The sequence below is a fragment of the Bradyrhizobium sp. URHC0002 genome (assembly GCF_054059515.1).
The window spans coordinates 4,165,594-4,184,412 of the sequence record NZ_JBSSCF010000001.1; the positions used below are offsets into that span (position 1 = coordinate 4,165,594).

16 protein-coding genes are annotated in these 18,819 nt (G+C 63.2%); 10 read left to right on the forward strand and 6 right to left on the reverse strand.

What is annotated here, in order from left to right:
• Nucleotides 1-79 precede the first annotated feature (79 nt).
• The 3 genes from ACVWVY_RS20135 (at nt 80) to ACVWVY_RS20145 (ending at nt 4,070) form a co-directional block, all read left to right on the forward strand.
• Nucleotides 80-913 (forward strand): outer membrane protein, encoded by an 834-nt coding sequence (locus ACVWVY_RS20135; RefSeq protein WP_456628019.1) that lies wholly within the window; start codon nt 80-82, stop codon nt 911-913.
• A 297-nt stretch (nt 914-1,210) separates the two neighbouring features.
• Complete coding sequence (locus ACVWVY_RS20140) at nt 1,211-3,520, forward strand: xanthine dehydrogenase family protein molybdopterin-binding subunit (RefSeq protein WP_456628020.1); 2,310 nt, start codon at nt 1,211-1,213, stop codon at nt 3,518-3,520.
• A 103-nt stretch (nt 3,521-3,623) separates the two neighbouring features.
• Nucleotides 3,624-4,070, forward strand: coding sequence for a c-type cytochrome (locus ACVWVY_RS20145; protein WP_456628021.1), 447 nt, complete (start codon nt 3,624-3,626; stop codon nt 4,068-4,070).
• A gap of 70 nt (nt 4,071-4,140) precedes the next feature.
• Here the strand turns inward: ACVWVY_RS20145 and ACVWVY_RS20150 are convergent, their stop codons facing one another.
• Nucleotides 4,141-4,563: a CHRD domain-containing protein gene (locus ACVWVY_RS20150; RefSeq protein ID WP_456628022.1), complete on the reverse strand. Its 423-nt coding sequence runs from the start codon at nt 4,561-4,563 to the stop codon at nt 4,141-4,143.
• A 267-nt stretch (nt 4,564-4,830) separates the two neighbouring features.
• Between ACVWVY_RS20150 and ACVWVY_RS20155 the strand changes: the two genes are divergently transcribed.
• Complete coding sequence (locus ACVWVY_RS20155; RefSeq protein ID WP_456628023.1) at nt 4,831-5,766, forward strand: c-type cytochrome; 936 nt, start codon at nt 4,831-4,833, stop codon at nt 5,764-5,766.
• Nucleotides 5,767-5,787: 21 nt separating this feature from the next.
• On the opposite strand, the gene ACVWVY_RS20160 is transcribed toward ACVWVY_RS20155, so the two are convergent.
• Nucleotides 5,788-6,609, reverse strand: a complete 822-nt coding sequence (locus ACVWVY_RS20160; RefSeq protein WP_456628024.1) for a J domain-containing protein — start codon at nt 6,607-6,609, stop codon at nt 5,788-5,790.
• A 207-nt stretch (nt 6,610-6,816) separates the two neighbouring features.
• Nucleotides 6,817-7,980: an ABC transporter substrate-binding protein gene (locus ACVWVY_RS20165; RefSeq protein WP_456628025.1), complete on the reverse strand. Its 1,164-nt coding sequence runs from the start codon at nt 7,978-7,980 to the stop codon at nt 6,817-6,819.
• Between the two features lie 340 nt (nt 7,981-8,320).
• Between ACVWVY_RS20165 and ACVWVY_RS20170 the strand changes: the two genes are divergently transcribed.
• On the forward strand, nt 8,321-10,705 hold the full coding sequence (locus tag ACVWVY_RS20170) for a putative bifunctional diguanylate cyclase/phosphodiesterase (protein WP_456632258.1): 2,385 nt from the start codon (nt 8,321-8,323) through the stop codon (nt 10,703-10,705).
• 382 nt (nt 10,706-11,087) lie between these two features.
• A complete protein-coding gene (locus ACVWVY_RS20175) occupies nt 11,088-11,447 on the forward strand; it encodes a DUF6665 family protein (protein ID WP_456628026.1) in 360 nt (119 codons plus the stop codon).
• Between the two features lie 55 nt (nt 11,448-11,502).
• Here ACVWVY_RS20175 and ACVWVY_RS20180 read toward each other — a convergent pair whose 3' ends face one another.
• Nucleotides 11,503-12,594 carry an Ldh family oxidoreductase gene (locus tag ACVWVY_RS20180; RefSeq protein WP_456632259.1) on the reverse strand — a complete coding sequence of 364 codons (1,092 nt, stop codon included), beginning with the start codon at nt 12,592-12,594 and terminating at the stop codon, nt 11,503-11,505.
• 56 nt (nt 12,595-12,650) lie between these two features.
• Nucleotides 12,651-12,896, reverse strand: coding sequence for an Lrp/AsnC ligand binding domain-containing protein (locus tag ACVWVY_RS20185; RefSeq protein ID WP_029583462.1), 246 nt, complete (start codon nt 12,894-12,896; stop codon nt 12,651-12,653).
• A 131-nt stretch (nt 12,897-13,027) separates the two neighbouring features.
• Between ACVWVY_RS20185 and thiD the strand changes: the two genes are divergently transcribed.
• The 4 genes from thiD (at nt 13,028) to ACVWVY_RS20205 (ending at nt 17,132) form a co-directional block, all read left to right on the forward strand.
• Complete coding sequence (thiD, locus tag ACVWVY_RS20190) at nt 13,028-13,828, forward strand: bifunctional hydroxymethylpyrimidine kinase/phosphomethylpyrimidine kinase (protein WP_456628027.1); 801 nt, start codon at nt 13,028-13,030, stop codon at nt 13,826-13,828.
• Nucleotides 13,829-14,092: 264 nt separating this feature from the next.
• On the forward strand, nt 14,093-14,905 hold the full coding sequence (locus ACVWVY_RS20195) for a UDP-2,3-diacylglucosamine diphosphatase (RefSeq protein ID WP_456628028.1): 813 nt from the start codon (nt 14,093-14,095) through the stop codon (nt 14,903-14,905).
• On the forward strand, nt 14,902-15,960 hold the full coding sequence (locus ACVWVY_RS20200; RefSeq protein WP_456628029.1) for a glycosyltransferase family 4 protein: 1,059 nt from the start codon (nt 14,902-14,904) through the stop codon (nt 15,958-15,960). Before ACVWVY_RS20195 ends, ACVWVY_RS20200 begins: the two co-directional genes overlap by 4 nt.
• A 182-nt stretch (nt 15,961-16,142) precedes the next feature.
• Nucleotides 16,143-17,132, forward strand: a complete 990-nt coding sequence (locus ACVWVY_RS20205) for a threonine ammonia-lyase (protein WP_456628030.1) — start codon at nt 16,143-16,145, stop codon at nt 17,130-17,132.
• Between the two features lie 71 nt (nt 17,133-17,203).
• Here ACVWVY_RS20205 and ACVWVY_RS20210 read toward each other — a convergent pair whose 3' ends face one another.
• Entirely contained in the window at nt 17,204-18,748 is a 1,545-nt protein-coding gene (locus ACVWVY_RS20210; protein ID WP_456628031.1) for a caspase family protein, read from the reverse strand.
• Nucleotides 18,749-18,819 lie beyond the last annotated feature (71 nt).

Below are 18,819 nucleotides of genomic sequence, written 5' to 3' on the forward strand. Positions count from 1 at the left end.
AGATCTGGGCATGATTAGGGTTCCATATAACGCTAGAGTTCCATGCAGACTCAGTCATTCCATTTTTCGAGGGGCTTCTATGCGTTCTTCCATTTTCAAGGCAATTGCGGCTTCCGCTCTCGCAGCCATGGTTGCGACTTCCGCCGCGTCCGCAGCCGACCTTGCCGCGCGTCCCTACACGAAGGCGCCTTTGCTGGAGCCGATCTATAACTGGACGGGCTTCTATATCGGCGGCAACGTCGGTTACAGCTGGGGAAGGTCAAGTGACACCTCGACGCTGACCAACGGCGCCGGCACCGTGCTCTTCACCAGCGCCGACCGTGCCAACATGGATGGCGTGATTGGCGGCGGTCAAATCGGTTATAACTGGCAGGTGCAGAATTGGGTCTGGGGTCTTGAGGCCGACTTCCAAGGCTCCGGCCAGAAGGGCAGCCGGGGTTACCTCTGCGCCACCAGCGTCTGCACGCCACCCTTCGGTGTAATCGCCGTTTTCCCGGGACCGGCGGTGCCGGTCAGCCTCGATCAGAAACTTGAATGGTTCGGCACGGTCCGCGGACGCGTGGGCGTGCTCGCAACTCCGCAGGTGCTGTTCTATGCCACCGGCGGTCTCGCTTACGGAGAAGTGAAAAACACTGCGACGATCGGGTTGGTGCCGGTCGCTTTCTCAAATTCGGATACCAGGGTCGGCTACACTGTCGGCGCAGGTGTCGAAGGCGTCATCGGCGGCAACTGGACGGCCAAGCTGGAATACCTCTGGGTCGATCTCGGCAGGACGTCGGGCTCTTTCTTGACCGCGCTCCCCGCGCTTGGGGGCGGCGTGCTTAGCAGCAACTACAGCTCGCGCATCACTGACAACATCGTGCGCCTAGGTGTGAACTACAAATTCGGCGGCCCGGTGATCGCGAAGTATTGATTTCGGCGCTATCCTCCTCCCGTAGAATCAAAGCCCCGGCCTCGTCCGGGGCTTTTTTTTGTTGTGCAAGCGCGAAAAGGATTGCGGCACGCGGCGATTTGGTTGCGCCCATGCTATGGCCCGTCGGGCGAAAGCGGTTTGCGCTGACGCGCGAACCACTGCAATATGGAACGGTTCTAGAGCATGACCCGGAAAAGTGGGTACCGGTTTTCCGAAACGGCCATGCTCAAACAAAAAAGACGGGGCGGATGCCGGTTCGAAGAGGCGTCATCGTGCTCCCAGACAATTGGAGATACGATGGCAGCTCCCATCAAATTCGGCGTCGGTCAAAGCGTTCTCCGTAAGGAAGACGACGCGCTCATTCGCGGCAAGGGCCGCTATACCGACGACCATTCGCCACAGTCTGCGATGCACGCGCTGATGCTGCGCTCGCCGCACGCGCACGCGAAATTCACCCTCAACGTCACCAAGGCCCGCGGGATGCCGGGCGTTTCGTTGATTCTGACCGCGGCCGAGGTCGGCGATCTCGGCGACCTGCCGTGCCTGTTCAACCTGGAAACCGATCCGTTCACCGGCCCGCCATACCCGATCCTCGCCAAGGACGAGGTGCGCCATGTCGGCGATGCCGTGGCCTTCGTGGTCGCCGATACCATCGACCAGGCCCGTGACGCGATCGAGGCGATCGACGTCAAATGGACGCCGCTGCCCGCGGTGGTCGGCCTCGTCAACGCCGTCAAGCAGGGGGCGCCGCAGGTCTGGCCCGACAAGCCCGGCAACGTGCTGTTCGACGTGCCGGTCGGCGACAAGAAAGCAACCGAAGCCGCCTTTGCCAAGGCGCACGCGGTCGCCGAAGTAACGATCGTCAACCCGCGCGTCATCACCAACTTCATGGAAACCCGCGCAGCGGTCGCCGAATACGATGCCAAGCGCGATCACCTGACGCTGACGATCGGCAGCCAGGGCAGCCATCGCCTGCGCGAAATTCTGTGCGGCATGGTGCTGAAGATGCCGATGGAAAAGATGCGGGTGATCTGCCCCGACGTCGGCGGCGGTTTCGGCACCAAGCTGTTTCCCTACCGCGAATACGCGTTGATCGCGGTGGCGGCGCGCAAACTGCGCAAGACCATCAAATGGACCGCCGACCGCTCCGATCACTTCATGGGCGACGCGCAGGGCCGCGACAACGTCACGACCGCCAAGATGGCGCTGGCCGAGGACGGCAAATTCCTCGGCATGGATGTCGACCTGATGGGCGACATGGGCGCCTATCTCTCGACCTTCGGGCCCTACATCCCGCATGGCGGCGCCGGCATGCTGCCCGGGCTCTACGATATTCAGGCCTTCCACTGCCGCGTCCGCACCGTGTTCACCAACACCGTGCCGGTCGACGCCTATCGCGGCGCGGGCCGCCCTGAAGCGGCGTATGTGATCGAGCGCCTGGTCGATGCGGCGGCACGCAAGCTCGGCATGACGCCAGATGCGATCCGGCGCAAGAATTTCATTCCGCCGAAGGCGATGCCCTACAAGACTGCGACTGGAAAGGTCTACGATTCCGGTGACTTCACCGCGCACATGAAGCGCGCGATGGAAGTCGCCAACTGGAAGGAATTTCCCAAGCGCGCCAAGGCGGCGAAGAAGGCAGGCCTGGTGCGCGGCATTGGCCTCGCCAGCTATGTCGAGGTGTGCGGCACCATGGGCGAGGAGACCGCCAATGTCGCGCTCGATCCCAATGGCGACATCTCTATCCTGATCGGCACCCAGTCGAGCGGGCAGGGCCACCAGACCGCTTACGCGCAACTGGTCGCCGAGCAGTTCGGGGTGCCGCCCGAACGCGTCCACGTCCTGCAGGGCGACACCGACAAGATCGCCACCGGTCTTGGCACCGGCGGCTCGGCGTCCATCCCGACCGGCGGCGTCAGCGTCGAACGCGCGACCCGCGATCTCGGGGCCAAGCTGAAGGAGATCGCGGCCGAGGCGCTGGAGACCAGCGCCGGCGACCTCGAAATCAGCAATGGCGTCGTGCGCATCGCCGGCACCGACCGCTCGATCAGTTTCGCCGACCTCGCAAAACGCCCGGGCGTCGATCCGTCGAAGCTGAACGCGAGCGCGACCTTCGCGCAGGCCGACGGCACCTACCCGAACGGCACGCATCTGGCCGAAGTCGAGATCGATCCCGCCACCGGCATCATCAGGATCGACAACTATGTCATCGTCGACGATTTCGGCGTGACGCTCAATCCGCTGCTGCTCGCCGGCCAGGTGCACGGCGGGGCGATGCAGGGGATCGGCCAGGCCTTGATGGAGCAGGCGGTCTATAGCGCAACCGACGGCCAGCTCGTCACCGGCACCTTCATGGATTATGCCGTGCCACGGGCGTCCGACGGCCCGTCATTCCACTTCGAGACGCACAACGTGCCGTGCACGACCAACCCGCTGGGCGTCAAGGGCGCGGGCGAGGCCGGCGCGATCGGCTCATGCCCCGCGGTGGTCAATGCGATCATCGAGGGCCTGTGGCGTGAGTACAAGATCGATCACATCGACATGCCGGCCACGGCCGAGCGGGTCTGGATCGCGATCCGCGAGGCACAGAAGCAGCATAATCTTTGATATTTTGTCGCATGCGGAATGATAAGCCGCATGCGGTGTTGGCAGAACAGGTGGGCTCGCGGCGGTCGCGGGCCCGCATTTTGAACGAAGAAGGGGCAGACGAATGAAGCGAATGTTGGTGGTCGCGGGAGCATTGCTCCTGAGCGTCGGTGCAGGCATTGCCCAGCAGGATGTCGCCAATCAGACCCAGTCGACCATGAAGGCAACCGGAAGGGCGCTGGGCGCGGTCTTGACTCCGATGGTCAAGGGCGAGAAGCCCTATGATCAGGCCGCCGTCGATACGGCGCTCGCGCAACTGGAAGACACGGCAAAGAAGCTGCCGACGATGTTTCCCGAGAGCATCAAGGGCCTGAAGGTCGAAGGCGATTACAGTGCATCGCCGAAGATCTGGGAAGACAAGGCCGGCTTCGCTGAGAAGATCGACAGCTTCGCCAAGGTCGTGACCGAAGCCAAGGCGAAGATCAAGGATCTCGATTCGTTGAAGGCAACCGTGCCGGTGATAGGCAAGGCGTGCGGCGGCTGTCACGAGACGTTCCGCCTCAAGATCTAATTCGAATCAGAAAAAGAGGGCGGGCGCACGAAGCGTCCGCCCTGTTTTTGTCGGCCTTCAGTCGGCGAATCTACTTGGTTACCTGACCGCGGATTTCGCCGCCCGGATTGGCTGCGGTGTGAACGTTGATGTAGTACTTGCCGGCCACGAGGTCCGCGGCCTGCGCATCGGTCAACGTCGCGCTGCCGTCGACCGGGCTCGACGTCGCATTCGGAATCGCGACCGCGACGCCGGCATTCTTGCCGGCTTCGGCGGGGCCGTGGAAATGCGCGGCGGTGGCAGGACCGGACAGGCCGGAATAGCTCAGCTTCCAGCTCAGCTTCTTGCTGGCGGGATCGTAGTCGATGTCGGCGGTGCCGGTGGCCGCGCTGGTGTTGGGCGGCACCTGGGCCTTGCCGTCGAGCGTCGCCTTCATCTTGTCGGCAAAAGCGGGCCCCGCAAAAGCAATCGTTGCCCCCAGCGCAAACGTGACAAGCATGGTCTTGTTCGACATGGTGTTTCTCCCTGTTGACGTCAAACGCGATGTCAGCCTCAAAACAACGACTTTCCGGATTTATTCCCGAAACGTCGAGGAGCGCCGCGAAATTTCGTGGAAGCCTGTGGCGCAATGTGCGTTCATACTGGCCAATGAATTTAGACCCCCAGAGATTTGGTCCTGATTCAATCAGGACCAAATCTCTGGATTATTGTTTTGACGCGTTTTCTTCATGCGAACCGGTACCCAATTCGCTTGAAAAACGCTCTCGTGACGGATCGGTGAATGCTGCGACTAATTCTCCTTGTCTTGATCCTGGCGGGCGCCGCCGGCGCCGGCATCTTCTGGTGGCTGACGATCCCGGCGGTCGTTGCCCCGGCTTCGCTTGCTCCCCGTACGGCGAACCTCGCCAACGGCGTCACAACGTTCAATGCGGGCGGCTGTTCCTCCTGCCATGCCGTTCCCAACCAGCCCGATCGGCTGAAGCTGGGGGGCGGGCTTGCAATGCCGTCGCCGTTCGGAACGTTTTACGTTCCCAACATCTCGTCCGATCCCACTTACGGAATTGGCCGGTGGAGCGAAGCGGATTTCGTAACGGCGGTGCTCAAGGGGACGTCGCCGAACGGCACGCATTATTTCCCGGCCTTTCCATATGCGTCCTACCAGCACGCGACGGTCGATGACATCCGCGACCTCTTTGTCTACCTGAAGACGCTTGCGCCGGTGGCCGGCAAGCCGCGCGACCACGACGTGCCGTTTCCATTCAATATCCGCCGCAATGTAGGCATCTGGAAATGGCTGTTCATGAACAGGAGGCCTTACACGGCGGACGCTTCACATTCGGCGTCATGGAATCGCGGCGCTTATCTCGTCAACGGTTTGGGCCATTGCGCCGAGTGCCACAGCCCGCGCAACTTCCTCGGCGGTATCGTCGAGGCGCAACGTTTCGCAGGCGGGCCCAATCCGGAGGGCGAGGGCTGGGTGCCCAACATCACCCAGAAGAGACTGGCCGAGTGGAGCGCGAAGGACATCGCCTACTTCCTCGAAACCGGGCAAACGCCTGACGGTGATACCGCGGGCGGATCGATGGTGCGCGTGATCAGGAACACCTCGCAATTGCCGCCGGAAGATCGCGAGGCGATAGCGGAATATCTGAAGTCGCTGCCGCCGGTCGAGGGCCCGCCGCGGCCCACGAAGGCAAAGGACGCCGAGAAGTCATGACCGGCGCGTTGCCGCCCGCTATCAGGGCAGCATCACGGCTGCAGCGACCGGCATTCGCCTCTCTGGCGGCGCAGGGGGCGCCGGAGGCACGATCGCCAGCGGCTTGCGCAGAGCAGGCGCCGGCGTGGCGATCTTGGCCCGCCGCGAGTCCGCGGCAGGCTTGGGTGGAGGGAGAGCGGCGAACGGGCGGTCGAAATCGCCGACGCGATACAGAACGATGCCGCCGCCCAAACTGGCGGTTGCGAAGCGCGGGTAATATTGAATCGCCAGATTGTATGAGACGAATCCTGGCACCGGTTCGAAACGGCCGATGGAAGCGTTTGCCTCCTTCGCTGCGGGCGCAACCGCCGACGTCACGGCGACATCGATGGCCGATGCGTCGCCCTCGCGCTGGACGCGCGGTTCGTTCGAAGCTGTGATGTCAGGATGCAGCGCTGCGACGACCTGCGCTTCGCGGACGATCCCGTCGGGCGCGATTTCCGCCGCGCCAGGTGGTTTTGAAAACATTCCGAACAGGACGTAGCCGCCGACCAGCACCGCCGAAATGACCGTTGCCGCCATCGTGTTGGACGCAACCTTGCCGATAACCTCATAGTTATGCACGGCCTTCGTGGCCGACGACGGCTGAAGTGCAATGGCGAGCAGTTCATCGTAGGTCTGGCGTTGCTCGGAATCGGTCAGGATGTCGTAGGCGCGCACCAGCTCCCTGAACCGCAGCGCAGCATCGGGATCGTCGGGATTGATATCGGGATGGGTAGCCTTCGCGGCCTTGCGGAACGCGGTCCGCAACCCCTCCGCGTCATCACTCGGAAGCGCTCCGAGCAAATCGTATAACGTCCTCATGGTGGTACTCGCGACTAATTCCCCCTCGGAACGTCCCCCGCCGCGGAGCCCCGATTGACGACGCCCTAGCTAATCAAAAATATCTGGGCGGTAGAATGATCCTCTTATGGCAAAAGCATGCCAATCGCTTGGGATGGTTAACCGGCATCCGCCATGAGGCCGCCTGTGGCGGTAGCAGGATGCGGAGCCCGCCAGGCCCCGTCTCCATCACTGCCGGTCCACGGCCTTGAACGAGCCGTCCTTCTGAATGACGGTGAGGAAGACCTTGGGGGGCGCGTCCTGCATCTTCGGTCCGACGGTGATGACGCTTCCGCTGATATCGAACCGGCCGACCTCGTTGATGGTCCGCAACAGGCCGGCGCGGGTTGGGTGCGGCCCTGCCAGTTCGAGAGCGGCGACCGTGAGGCGGCCCGACAGATATCCCTCCAGCGAAACGAAGCCAGGTGACAGGGTGGGATCGAGGGCCTTTTGGGCAGCCTGGTAGTCGGCGATGACCTTGAGCGAGGTGTCCCACGGAAACGGCACCACCTGGGAAACGACGACGCCCTCGCCGGCGGCGCCGAGCTCCCTGGCCAGCGCGTCGGCGCCGACGAAGGAGACGTTGACGAAGGTCGGATGAAAGCCGGCCTTGCGCGCGAGCTTGATGAACTCGGCGCACGGCCCATAGGTCCCGATCATGACCACGGCTTGCGGCTCCGCGCGCTTGATGATCCGCAGTGCCGAAGAGACGAATTTGGTGTTGCGCTCGAACGTGCCTTCGGCGCTCAATTCCATGCCGCGCTTCTCCAGCGCGCGCCTGACGCCCGCCAGGCCGTCGCGGCCGAAGGAATCATCCTGGTAGAGGATCGCGATATTCGTGAAGTGAAGATCCTCGGTCAGATGCTTGACCCAGGCCTCGGCCTCGGCGCTGTAGCTGGCGCGGATATTGACGACGCTGTGAAGCTCGGGGGCGCGCAAGAATTCGGCGCCGGTAAATGGGCCGATGAACGGCACGTTTCTCGCGCTCGAAATCGGAACCGTCGCAATCGCGGTTGGCGTGCCGACGGCGCCGATCAGCGCAAAGACATTCTCCTCCTCGATCAGCTTCGTGGTCTGGACCACCGAGCGATCGGGATCGTAACCGTCATCGCGGCTGACAAGGTGCAGCTTGCGGCCGTACACCCCGCCCTTGGCGTTGATCTCCGCAAACGCCGCGAGGATGCCTTGCCGCATGCCTTGCCCGAGCGCGGAAGACGGCCCCTCGAGCGCCGCCGCCTGACCGAACAGGATCGCATCTGATGTCACGCCCGTTTCGGCGCGCGCATGCAACGGGCTTGCGACAGCGAACAGGGTGACGAGGCCTGCGAAGATTCTTGAGCGCGATCGATCCATTGCTGCGACTTGGGCTGCGACTTTCCGAAAATGAGAAGCGCATTCTCGCGCGGCAAGGATATTTTCACGTCATGAAGACGGCGCTAACTCCGACGGTCCGTTCGGCTCCGTAGTATTCCGGAGAAATCTGCGTGTCGGCGCGCAGCGACCCGCAGATCATTAACTAAGCCTCCCAAAGCGGACAATGCTTCTCGGTGGATTGTCGAGTTCTTAACGCAAGTCCATGTCCGATAATTCCGCTGACGCCGGAACAGGTGTTTCGGCGGGGCGCGTGGGGCGAGCGAAGCAGTCTGACATGAGCGACCGGGATCCGGACATTGCCCGTCATGAAGGCACGACGATGCATCGTCGGCGGCCTGTGTGGCTGGTCATGTGCAGCCCGGCGTCGGTGGCCATGGGAATCGGTCTCGTACTGTCGCTGGCGGGAGCATACGCCGTCAGCCAGTGGGAGGAGCGGGTTACCAGGGTCGAGTTCGAAGGTGTCGCCGAGACCCAGTCGATCATCATGCAGAACGGCATGAACGAATATATCAGCCGCCTGGTTGCGCTGCGCACCTTGTTCGAGTCGGCCAACGAGGAGGTCACGCGCAGCGAATTCGAGGCTTTCGCCGGAAGGCTGTTCGAGCGCCACCCTGGCATCCTCCGTGTTGCCTGGCTCCCGCGCGTCAACCGGAAGGAGCGCGCGGAATACGAGGCAGCGGCGATCACCGACGGAATTTCCGGCTACCGGATCAAATCGCTCAACGCGGATGGCAGCATTGCGACTGCGCCACAGAATGACGAGTACTATCCTGTCTTCTTTTCCACCGAGCCGAAGACCTCGATGGTCTATGGCCTGGACTATGCGACGGCCCCCGAGCGGCGGGCGACGCTCGAACGCGCGCGCGATAACGACATGATCGCAACGCTGCGCGATCGGCTGTATGAACCGAAGAGCGGCGTTCGGCCCATCGGCGTGCTCGTCACCGTTCCGGTCTACGCCAAGGGCACTTCGCGAACCACGGTCGCTGACCGGCGGCGCAACCTGGCCGGATTCATCGTCGCCGTATTCAATCTCCAGCCTGTGCTGCACTCGATCCGAACCACGACGGCCGCAAGTCCGGCCGTCCGCGTCGACGTCTATCCGCCAAATGCGGGCCGCGCCGGGCAGGCGGCAGGCGTTGCGGATTTCTCGTCCGAGCAGCGGCAGCCGGGTTCGACGCCTGCTCTCGTGACGGTGCCGCACTGGTCGGGAGCTCTCAAGGTCGGCGACGCCACCTGGCAGGTGCGGGCGACTCCCACCGCCGGCGGTACGCTGATCGCGCACTATTATCGCGCGTTGGCGGTGCTCGCCGCGGGAATCGTCATCACCGCATTCCTGGCCGCCTATCTATGGCTCGCAAGCCGCAATGCGCACCAGCTCGCCCGGGTGAACCGGCGCGTTCTGGAATTGGCGCAGACCGACATCCTGACCGGGCTACCGAACCGGGCGTTCTTTCTCGAACAACTCCATGACGTCAATTCGTACGAGCGGCGGGACAAGGGAGCGTTTTCGATCCTGATGCTCGACCTCGACCGTTTCAAGAACGTCAACGATTCGCTCGGTCATGCCGCCGGCGATGAATTGCTCCGGCAGGTCGCCCGTCGTCTGAGATCGACGCTGCGCTCCACCGACGTGCTGGCGCGGCTCGGCGGCGACGAATTCGCCGTCATCCAGGCCGCGTGCGACGATCAGCGCCGCGGTTCGCTCGACCTCGCGGCTCGCATTTCGAAACTGATTGCCGAACCGTTTCAGCTGCCGGGCCACCGCGTCGAAATCGGCGCCAGTATCGGGATAGCATTGGCGCCCGAGCACGGCAGCGCGCAGGAAGAGCTGCTGAAGAAGGCGGATCTTGCGCTCTATCGGTCGAAATCGGCGGGCCGGGATTGCTACACGGTCTACGACGAAGCGATGTCGGCCGAGCTCGAAGCCCGCAACACGCTCGAAGGCGATTTGCGCGATGCCATCGCGCGATGCCAGTTCGAGGTGCATTACCAGCCATTCTTCGACGTCCAGACCGGGCGGCGGTGCGGCGTGGAAGCGCTGGCGCGCTGGCAACATCCGACCCGCGGGTTGATCCCGCCCGATCAGTTCATTCCGCTCGCCGAGGAAACCGGGCTGATCATTCCGCTTGGCGAGTGGGTGATCCGTCGCGCCTGCGACGACGCGATGCGGTGGCCCGACGACATCAAGGTCGCGGTGAACCTGTCGCCGGTCCAGTTCAAGCAGGCCGAGCTGTTCGAAATCATCCGGTCGGCGCTGAAGAATTCCGGCCTGCGGCCGGAGCGGCTGGAGATCGAGATCACCGAATCCGTGCTGCTGGAGCGGGCGCTCGAAAACCACGCCTTCATCGAGCGGCTCAAGAGCCTCGGCATATCGCTGGCGCTCGACGATTTCGGCACCGGCTATTCGTCGCTCGGCAGCCTCACCGCTTTCCCGTTCAACAAGATCAAGATCGACAAGTCGTTCATTGCCGACCTGACGCGCAACTACAAGAGCACCGCGATCGTCTGCACCATCGTGACGCTGGCGAGCGGTCTCGACATGTCGGTCACGGTCGAGGGCGTGGAAACGCGCGAACAGTTCGAGCGGCTGAAGTCGCTCGGCGTCAACTTCGCGCAAGGCTATCTGATGGGCCGGCCGGTGCCGATCGACGAACTCGAGCGTCAGCCGCAGGTCTATCGCCCGCGCCAGGATGCGGCCTAGGCGGTGATCCTATAGATCTGTGCCGAATGGTGCCGTTGGTTGCCGCGCGCAGCGCATTTGGATACGTTGCGCTTAATCGTGCGATCCCTGCTGAAGAACAAGATGGATCGCGCTCAGGAAGCTCTCAGGCATGATTGCCCTCGGTCGTCATCGCGCGCTTACACCTGACGCCTGGACTGGCGACGTCGGTCTTGCGATTTACCTTTGGGACTGCATCACAGGCGAGCCTCGTTTCCCGACGATCGACGTGTTCTGAACCGAACACGGCGACACAATTCTCATTTCGAATGACTTCGCGCACTGCTGCGTTTTGTCTTGAACAGCCCGCTGCCGACCAATAAATTGGAGATAATTGGCAGGCCACGCTGCGGAGTTCGCCGATATGGCGGTGGATCTACTTCATACCGGATACGCAACTCTCCAATACGAGATCGCCGAGGAGAGGGCGTCAGCGCTCGGGCGGCTGGGACGGCGGCTTGAAGCCGCGCTGACGGCACTTGCCGCATGCCCGCGGACGGCTAACGATCGAAAAATCCGCGATGGTCTCGTCGAGCAAGCGGGATATGCGCTCTGGCTCTTTGTCGTGCAGCGCGAGGCCTGCGGTCTCAGAAAAATCGACCACGTGATACAGGTCTACGGGGTGCCGAACGAGGTGGTTGCCAGGATGGGGCCGTTGGCCAGGCCGAGCGTGCATCCAACCAAGGCCATGGGGGTTGAGGTCGCGCTGCCGCCAATGTTCTGAAACTCGCCTTTCGCGCTTCCATCCGAATTTGGCTGCGCGCGCGTGAGTCCGCGCTCTAGTTCACCAGCTTCGATATTCCGAGCTCGTTGGCGATCTGGTCCAGTCCGCGCAGCAGCGCAGGGGCTACGGGAATGCCAAGGCTGGTCCGCCTGAGGCGCGTTTCATGGCTGCGTTCGCCGGGCACCCAGATGCGGTCTACACCCGGCATGCGCTGGCTGTTGCGGAAATCGCGCACCAGCGCATCGACGCTTCGCTTGAAGGTGGCAATGTCGCCGAAGGCTGAGATGTTGATCGCGGCGATCGCCTGTCCGGTGTTGGTGACGCTGTCGTCGTCGTGATTGAAGTCGATCACGTCGCGGCCCATCGCGGCGCCGCCGAGCGTGCCTGCGAGCAGGCCGATGATCATCGCAAGTCCGTAGCCCTTGTAGCCGGCCTCCATGCCGCCGAGCGGCAGCAGCATGCCTTCGTCGGCGCGTTTCGGGTCGGTCAGCGGCTTGCCTTCGCGGTCGATCATCCAGCCCTCCGGCATGGTCTCGCCGCGGAGCGCCTTGGTTTTCACCTTTCCGTAGGCGGCGACCGTCGTCGCCATGTCGAGCACGATCGGGTTTTCGTCGCCGGCCGGAATCGCCGCCGCGATCGGATTGGTCGACAGCAGCATGTCGAGGCCGCCCCAGGGCGGAAGGTGATTGGCGTTGCCGACCGCGAAGTAGAGCCCGATCATGTCATGGGCGAGCGGCATCGTGGCGTAGAGCGAGGCGGGGCCGGCATGGTTGCTGAACTGCGAGTTGACCCAGCCAATTCCGGTGGCGCGCGCCTTTTCGACCGCCATCTCGGCCGCCCGTTTCATGACGAGGTGGCCCATGCCGTTGTCGCCGTTCAGGACGGCCGTGCTGGCGTGCTCGTGCACGACATGGATGTTCGGCCGGACGTTGAAGCCGCCGGCCTTGATCCGCCTGACATATTGCGGCAACCGGCTGACGCCGTGCCCATCCGACCCCTGCAGGTCGGCTGCCGCCATCAGGGCCGCGACTGTCGCAGCATCGGCGTCCGGCAAGCCCACCACGGTGAGCGCCTGCTGAATGAAGGCCTTCAGCCGGCCAAAAGTGACAGATGTCTCGGACAGGACGGGCGCTCCCTGAGGCCGCAGGCGTGGCCGCGGCGGGCGAAGTCGACGGCGATGGCAGACAGGCGGGGCTGCCGCTACTAGCCCGTGCCGAACGCCTTGAAGGTGATGATGGTGTGAGTGTCCTGGATGCCCGGAATCACCTGCACCTTCTCGTTGACGAAATGGCCGATGTCGGTGTCGTTATCGACATAGAATTTGACCAGCAGATCGTAATCGCCGGCGGTGGAATAGATCTCCGAGGCGATCTCGGCCTCCGCGAGCGCATTGGCGACGGCATAGGACTGGCCGAGCTTGCATTTGAACTGGACGAAGAAGGGAACCATCGCTGTCGTCTCCAAAAATGTTGGCCCAATAGGCCAAAAACCTCGCCCCATGGCAAGCCAGCTTGCCGCCTGTGCCCTGCCGCGTTAGGACAAGCCATGGCCCTGAATCCAGCAGTTTCACGAGGCTCTTAATGACGACGCCGATCGCGCTGACCATCGCCGGCTCGGACTCCTCAGGGGGAGCGGGCATCCAGGCCGACCTCAAGACGTTTGCCGCGTTCGGCGTCTACGGCGCCTCCGTGATCACGGCGCTGACCGCGCAGAATACCCAGGGCGTCAGCGGCATCCACCAGGTGCCGGCCGATTTCGTGACCGCGCAGATCGACGCGGTGTTTTCCGATCTCGCGGTCGGTGCGGTCAAGATCGGCATGGTGGCGCAGCCGCCGGTTATCGACGCCATCGTCGCGGGGCTTAGGCGCTGGTCGCCGAAGCATGTCGTGCTCGATCCGGTCATGGTTGCAACCTCGGGCGACCGGCTGCTCGCGACCGAAGCCGTCGACGCGCTGCGCACAAAACTCATTCCGCTGGCGTCGGTGATCACGCCCAATTTGCCGGAAGCCGCAGCGCTGCTCGACGAAGGCGTGGCGGCGGACGAAGCCGCCGTCGAGAAACAAGGCAGACGATTGCTGGCCCTGGGTTGCCGGGCTGTGCTGATCAAGGGCGGTCACGGGGAGGGCGCGGAGAGCATCGACTATCTGATCGACTCCTCTGGTGTCACCGCACTCGCCGCGCCGCGCATCGCCACAAAAAATACCCACGGCACCGGCTGCTCGCTCTCCTCGGCGATTGCCGCTGGGCTGGCGAAGGGCGAGGGCATGGAAACCGCCGTGCGCAAGGCCAAGGCCTTCGTCAGCGCCGCGATTGCCGCTGCAGACCGCTTCAGCGTTGGCCATGGCCACGGCCCGATCCACCATTTTCATAAATTTTACTAGCGGTCGTCTTTGCGAGCGCGCCACGGCTCATCCGTAGAATAGCGGAAATAGTTAACGTTCACCACGGATTGATCCCGTCGGTAATGGGTTCCTGCGCAATGTGCATCGGGCAGGGACAACGTCGAGATGTTGCCTCTCCAATGTCGCCTGCCTGTCGCATCGCGCTGGTATCCGCAAGCTGTGGGGCGCTGCATTGATTCTCGTGGGGTTATCGCGGCGTGAACAGTCATCGCCCTGTCACAAAAATCTGTCAGGTGAGCAGGTATGGGCAGTGACTCCTTGAGTGAAGAGAGCCCCGAACGGCGCTTTCGTACCTTGTTTATCTCCGACGTCCATCTCGGAGCCCGCGGCTCGCAAGCCGACCGTTTGCTGGACTTCCTCAAGAGCCATGACGCCGACACCATCTACCTTGTCGGCGATATCGTCGATGGCTGGGCGCTGAAGTCAGGCTGGTACTGGCCGCAATCGCACAACGACTTCGTGCAGAAGATGCTGCGCAAGGCGCGCAAGGGCGCCAAGGTCATCTATGTGCCGGGCAATCACGACGAGTTCCTGCGCAACTATTACGGCACGCATTTCGGCGGCATCGACGTGGTGGAAAACACCATTCATGAGGGCGTCGACGGCAAGCGCTATCTCGTCATCCACGGCGACATCTTCGATCTCGTGGTGCAGAACGCGCGCTGGCTCGCCCATCTCGGCGACAAGGCCTATGACTTCGCGATCCAGATGAACCGGCTGGTCAATTTCTTCCGGCGCATGTTCGGCGTGCCCTATTGGTCGCTGTCGCAATGGGCGAAGCTGAAGGTCAAGAACGCCGTGAACTATATCGGTGCGTTCGAAAAGACCCTGGCCGGCGAAGCGCGGCGTCACGGCGCCGACGGCGTGATCTGCGGCCACATCCATTACGCCACCATTCGCGACGAGCATGGTATCCGCTACATGAATTGCGGCGACTGGGTGGAAAGCTGTACCGCGCTCGCCGAGCATGAAGACGGCCGGTTTGAAATCATCACCTGGACCGATCCGCTGCGCACGGCGGCACCCGTTCCCCGCGTGACGGCGCGCGCTGCATGACGCATATCCTGGTCGCAACCGATGCGTGGCACCCCCAGGTCAACGGGGTGGTGCGGACGCTGACCGCGATGGCGGATGCGGCCAGGGGTTTTGGCGTCGAGGTGAGTTTCCTGACGCCGCAATCGTTTCGCACTTTTGCGATGCCGAGCTATCCCGATCTGCGGCTGGCGCTGCCGTACCCGGCAAAAATCGCAAAACTGATCAAGGCGGCAAAGCCCGACAGCATTCATATCGCGACCGAAGGCCCGATCGGGCTATTGGTGCGGCGTTATTGCCGCAAGCGCGGCCTGCCGTTCACCACGAGCTTTCACACCCGTTTTCCCGAATATGTTTCGGCGCGTTCGCCGATCCCGGAATCCTGGGTGTGGCGCGCGATGCGCTGGTTCCACCGGCCGAGCCAGGCGGTGATGGCGGCAACGCCGGCGCTGGCGGCCGAGTTGCGCATGCGCGGCTTTCGCAACGTGGTGCTGTGGTCGCGCGGCGTCGATACCTCGCTGTTCCATCCGCGCAGCGCCGATCTCTGCCTGCCGATGCCGGTGTTCCTCAGCGTCGGGCGCGTCGCGGTCGAAAAGAATCTCGAAGCCTTCCTCGACCTCGATCTGCCCGGCACCAAGCTCGTCGTCGGCGATGGGCCGGCCAGCATGGCGCTGGAGCGGAAATATCCTGATGCCGTGTTCCTGGGCGCAAGGCATGGCGAGGAACTGGCTGAAATCTACGCGGCCTCCGACATTTTCGTATTTCCCAGCAGGACCGATACGTTTGGCCTGGTGCTGCTGGAGGCGCTGGCCAGCGGCCTGCCGGTTGCGGCCTTTCCGGTCACCGGTCCACGCGACGTGATCGGCTCGGCGCCGGTCGGCGTTCTGGACGAGGATCTGCGCGCGGCCTGCCTGGAGGCGCTGCAGGTTTCGCGGCAGGATTGCGTCGAATTCGCCGCCGGCTACAGCTGGCAGGCCTCCGCGCGGGTTTTTGTCGAGCATGCCCTGAATCTTCGCCCGGTCGAGCCGGAAGGCGACGTGGCGGAATTTGTGGCTGATAAGCCGCATTTCGTCGCTTAGAGCCCTTCAGTTCCGATTGAATCAGAACCGGGCTCTAAGATTCTTTGTTTTGACGCGTTTTCTTGACGCGAACCGGTGGCCACCCCCGGATCAAGTCCGAGGGCATGCTTCGCTCGAAAACGCTAGCAGGATCACGCTGAATCGTCTTGCCCGCCCGTCGGCGAGCGCGATACAAATTGCGGATGCCAGAATCCATCCAAAATCCACCCATTGGCGCGGCCGATATCGAGGCCGCCGCCAAGGTGGTCGCGCCGTTCGCGGTGCGGACACCACTGTTGTCGTTTCCCGTTCTCAATGAACGCGTCGGGACCAAGGTCTTTCTAAAGCCCGAAATGCTGCAGCGGACCGGATCGTTCAAGTTCCGCGGCGCCTTCAACAAGCTCGCCTCGATCCCGCAGGACAAGCGCAGCGGCGGGGTGGTCGCGTTTTCTTCCGGCAACCACGCCCAGGGCGTGGCTGCGGCGGCGCAGCTTCTCAGCATGCAGGCCACCATCGTGATGCCCAAGGACTCTCCCGTCACCAAACGCGAGCGCACCAAGGGCTACGGCGCCGAGGTGGTGCTCTACGACCGCGACAAGGAAGATCGCGAAGCCATCGCCAACGGCATTGCTGCGAAGCGCGGCGCGACGCTGGTGCGCCCCTATGACGATCCCTTCGTGATCGCCGGCCAGGGCACCGCAGGCCGCGAGATCGCCGAGGACATGGCGGCGCTCGGGCTCGCCCCTGATATCGTGGTGGCGCCGGCATCGGGCGGCGGGCTGATCGCCGGCGTTGCGACGGCGGTGAAGGCAAAGTTTCCGCAAGCGCAGATCATCGTCGCCGAGCCCAAGGACTATGACGACCACGGCCTGTCGCTGCGTGCAGGCCACCGCGAGGCCCATCACGCCGCCGGCCGCACCATCTGCGACGCGCTGATGGCGGCGATGCCGGGCGAACTCACCTTCTCGATCAACAGCAAGCTGCTGGCGAATGGCGTGATCGCGTCCGACGAGGAAGTCGGCGCGGCGGTCGCCTATGCCTATCGGGAATTGAAGCTGGTGGTCGAGCCCGGCGGCGCCGTCGGTCTTGCCGCCTTGCTGGCCGGCCGCATCGACGCCAGGGGCAAGAACGTCGTCATCGTGCTCTCCGGCGGCAATGTCGACGCGGACCTGTTCGCCAAGCTGGTCGCCTGATCATCTCCTCTGAAACGAAACCGGGCAGAGCGCTTGCTCTACCCGGTTTTGCGTGACGCCTGGCTCTCAGCTCAGTGACGCCGTCCGAAGCCGCCGCCGAATGAGCGGCCGCCGCCGAACGAGCCGCGGGCGAACGACATGCGCGACGGACCTGAGGAAAAACGCTGGCTGAAGTGTCCGCCGCCCATTCCGCCGCCGAAATGACGCGGGCCGTTGTTGAACCTGCTCGGCATTCTCGAGAACTTGCCGTTGTTGCCGCCGTGGTTGCCGGCATTGAAGGGGCTGTGCCTGTTCTTGCCGGACAACGGGCCCATCTTGCCCATGTTGCCGTTGCCGAACGGCTTCGATCCGGCGTGGGCGGGCATATGCTGGATCAGGCCCGTCGCGCCTCCGCTCTTGTTATGAGCGAACGAGGGTCCAAAGTTGCCGTGTTTGTACGACGGCGACTGCTTCGCCAGATGCGTGAATTGCATCAGCGGCACGGCCTTCGGCGCACCGTACAGCTTCAGCGCGGCGGGCGCGTAGAGGCTGTTGGAATAATTCTCGTGGAACGTCTTGTAGGCGAACGGCGAGTTCGCGAGCACGGCCTTGTGCCACGCCTTTGCGACCTTCAGATTATAGTACAGCACGCGGATCTCGTCGCACAGCGGGTCGTTCGGATAGAGCCGGATGAACTCCTCATAATATTCGGGCGAGCCTTCGGACACCACGTAGTCGTAGGCCTGCCGTACCGAACGCGAGGGCAGGTTCGCCGCCATCTGCATGATCGGGCGGCGATCCGGTGCGCGGCCTGCGGCAACCGCCGTATCGCCGAAGAAATAGAAGTCGGAGGTCAGCGACGAGCTTTCCCAGGGCGTCTGACGGCCTCTGGTCGCGTTGTTCACGTCGAGCCGGACCTGCTTGAACAATTGCTCGATCGGCAGGTTCGGTTTGCGCGCGTTATCCAGGAACGCTGACGTATACGGGCTGTGGTTGCCGTCGCCATCCTGCGCTTCCATGCCCGGTGCGGTCGAATAGCCGACGATCGAGCCGTTCGGCGCATCGACGATGGCCAGGCCCCGTCCGGTGTCTTTGACCTCCGGGAACGGATTGTTGCGGCAGGCGTCGAGCACGACGATGCGCATCCGGCTTGAAATGGAGTCCAGCGTGCCCATCAGGTCGACCAGTCGCAGCGAATTGCCGTCGAGATCGTACTGCGACGAGATTTTTGCATCGACCGGAAGCAGATAGTTCTCGCCCTCGACCTGCACGCCGTGACCGGCATAGTAGACCATGGCGACGGTGCCGGGGCCGCGCTCGGCGACCTTGGCGGTAAAGTCCTGCACGACCCTGACCATGTCTTTGCGTGTCAGGTCGGTCGCCTGGGTGACTTCGAAGCCGGCTTGGTTCAAAAGCTGAGACATCGATTGCGCGTCGTTGCCGGGGTTGGCGAGCCTTGGCGCGGTCTGGTAATTCGAATTACCGATCACAAGCGCGATGCGTTGGTCCGTCGGCGGCGGCGTCTGCATGCCGTTGCGGATGTCGGCATTGGGAGCCTCGGCGAAGGCCGCGCCGGTGAAGCCCAGCAGGCCTGCCAGCAGGCTGGCAGATAGCAGCAGTGACTTGAAACGGGACATGGCGGTGCTCCTTCTCCTTGGAGATTTGGAAGCACGCTATGTTCAGGCGGGGGTCATTGTACGTGACTCCG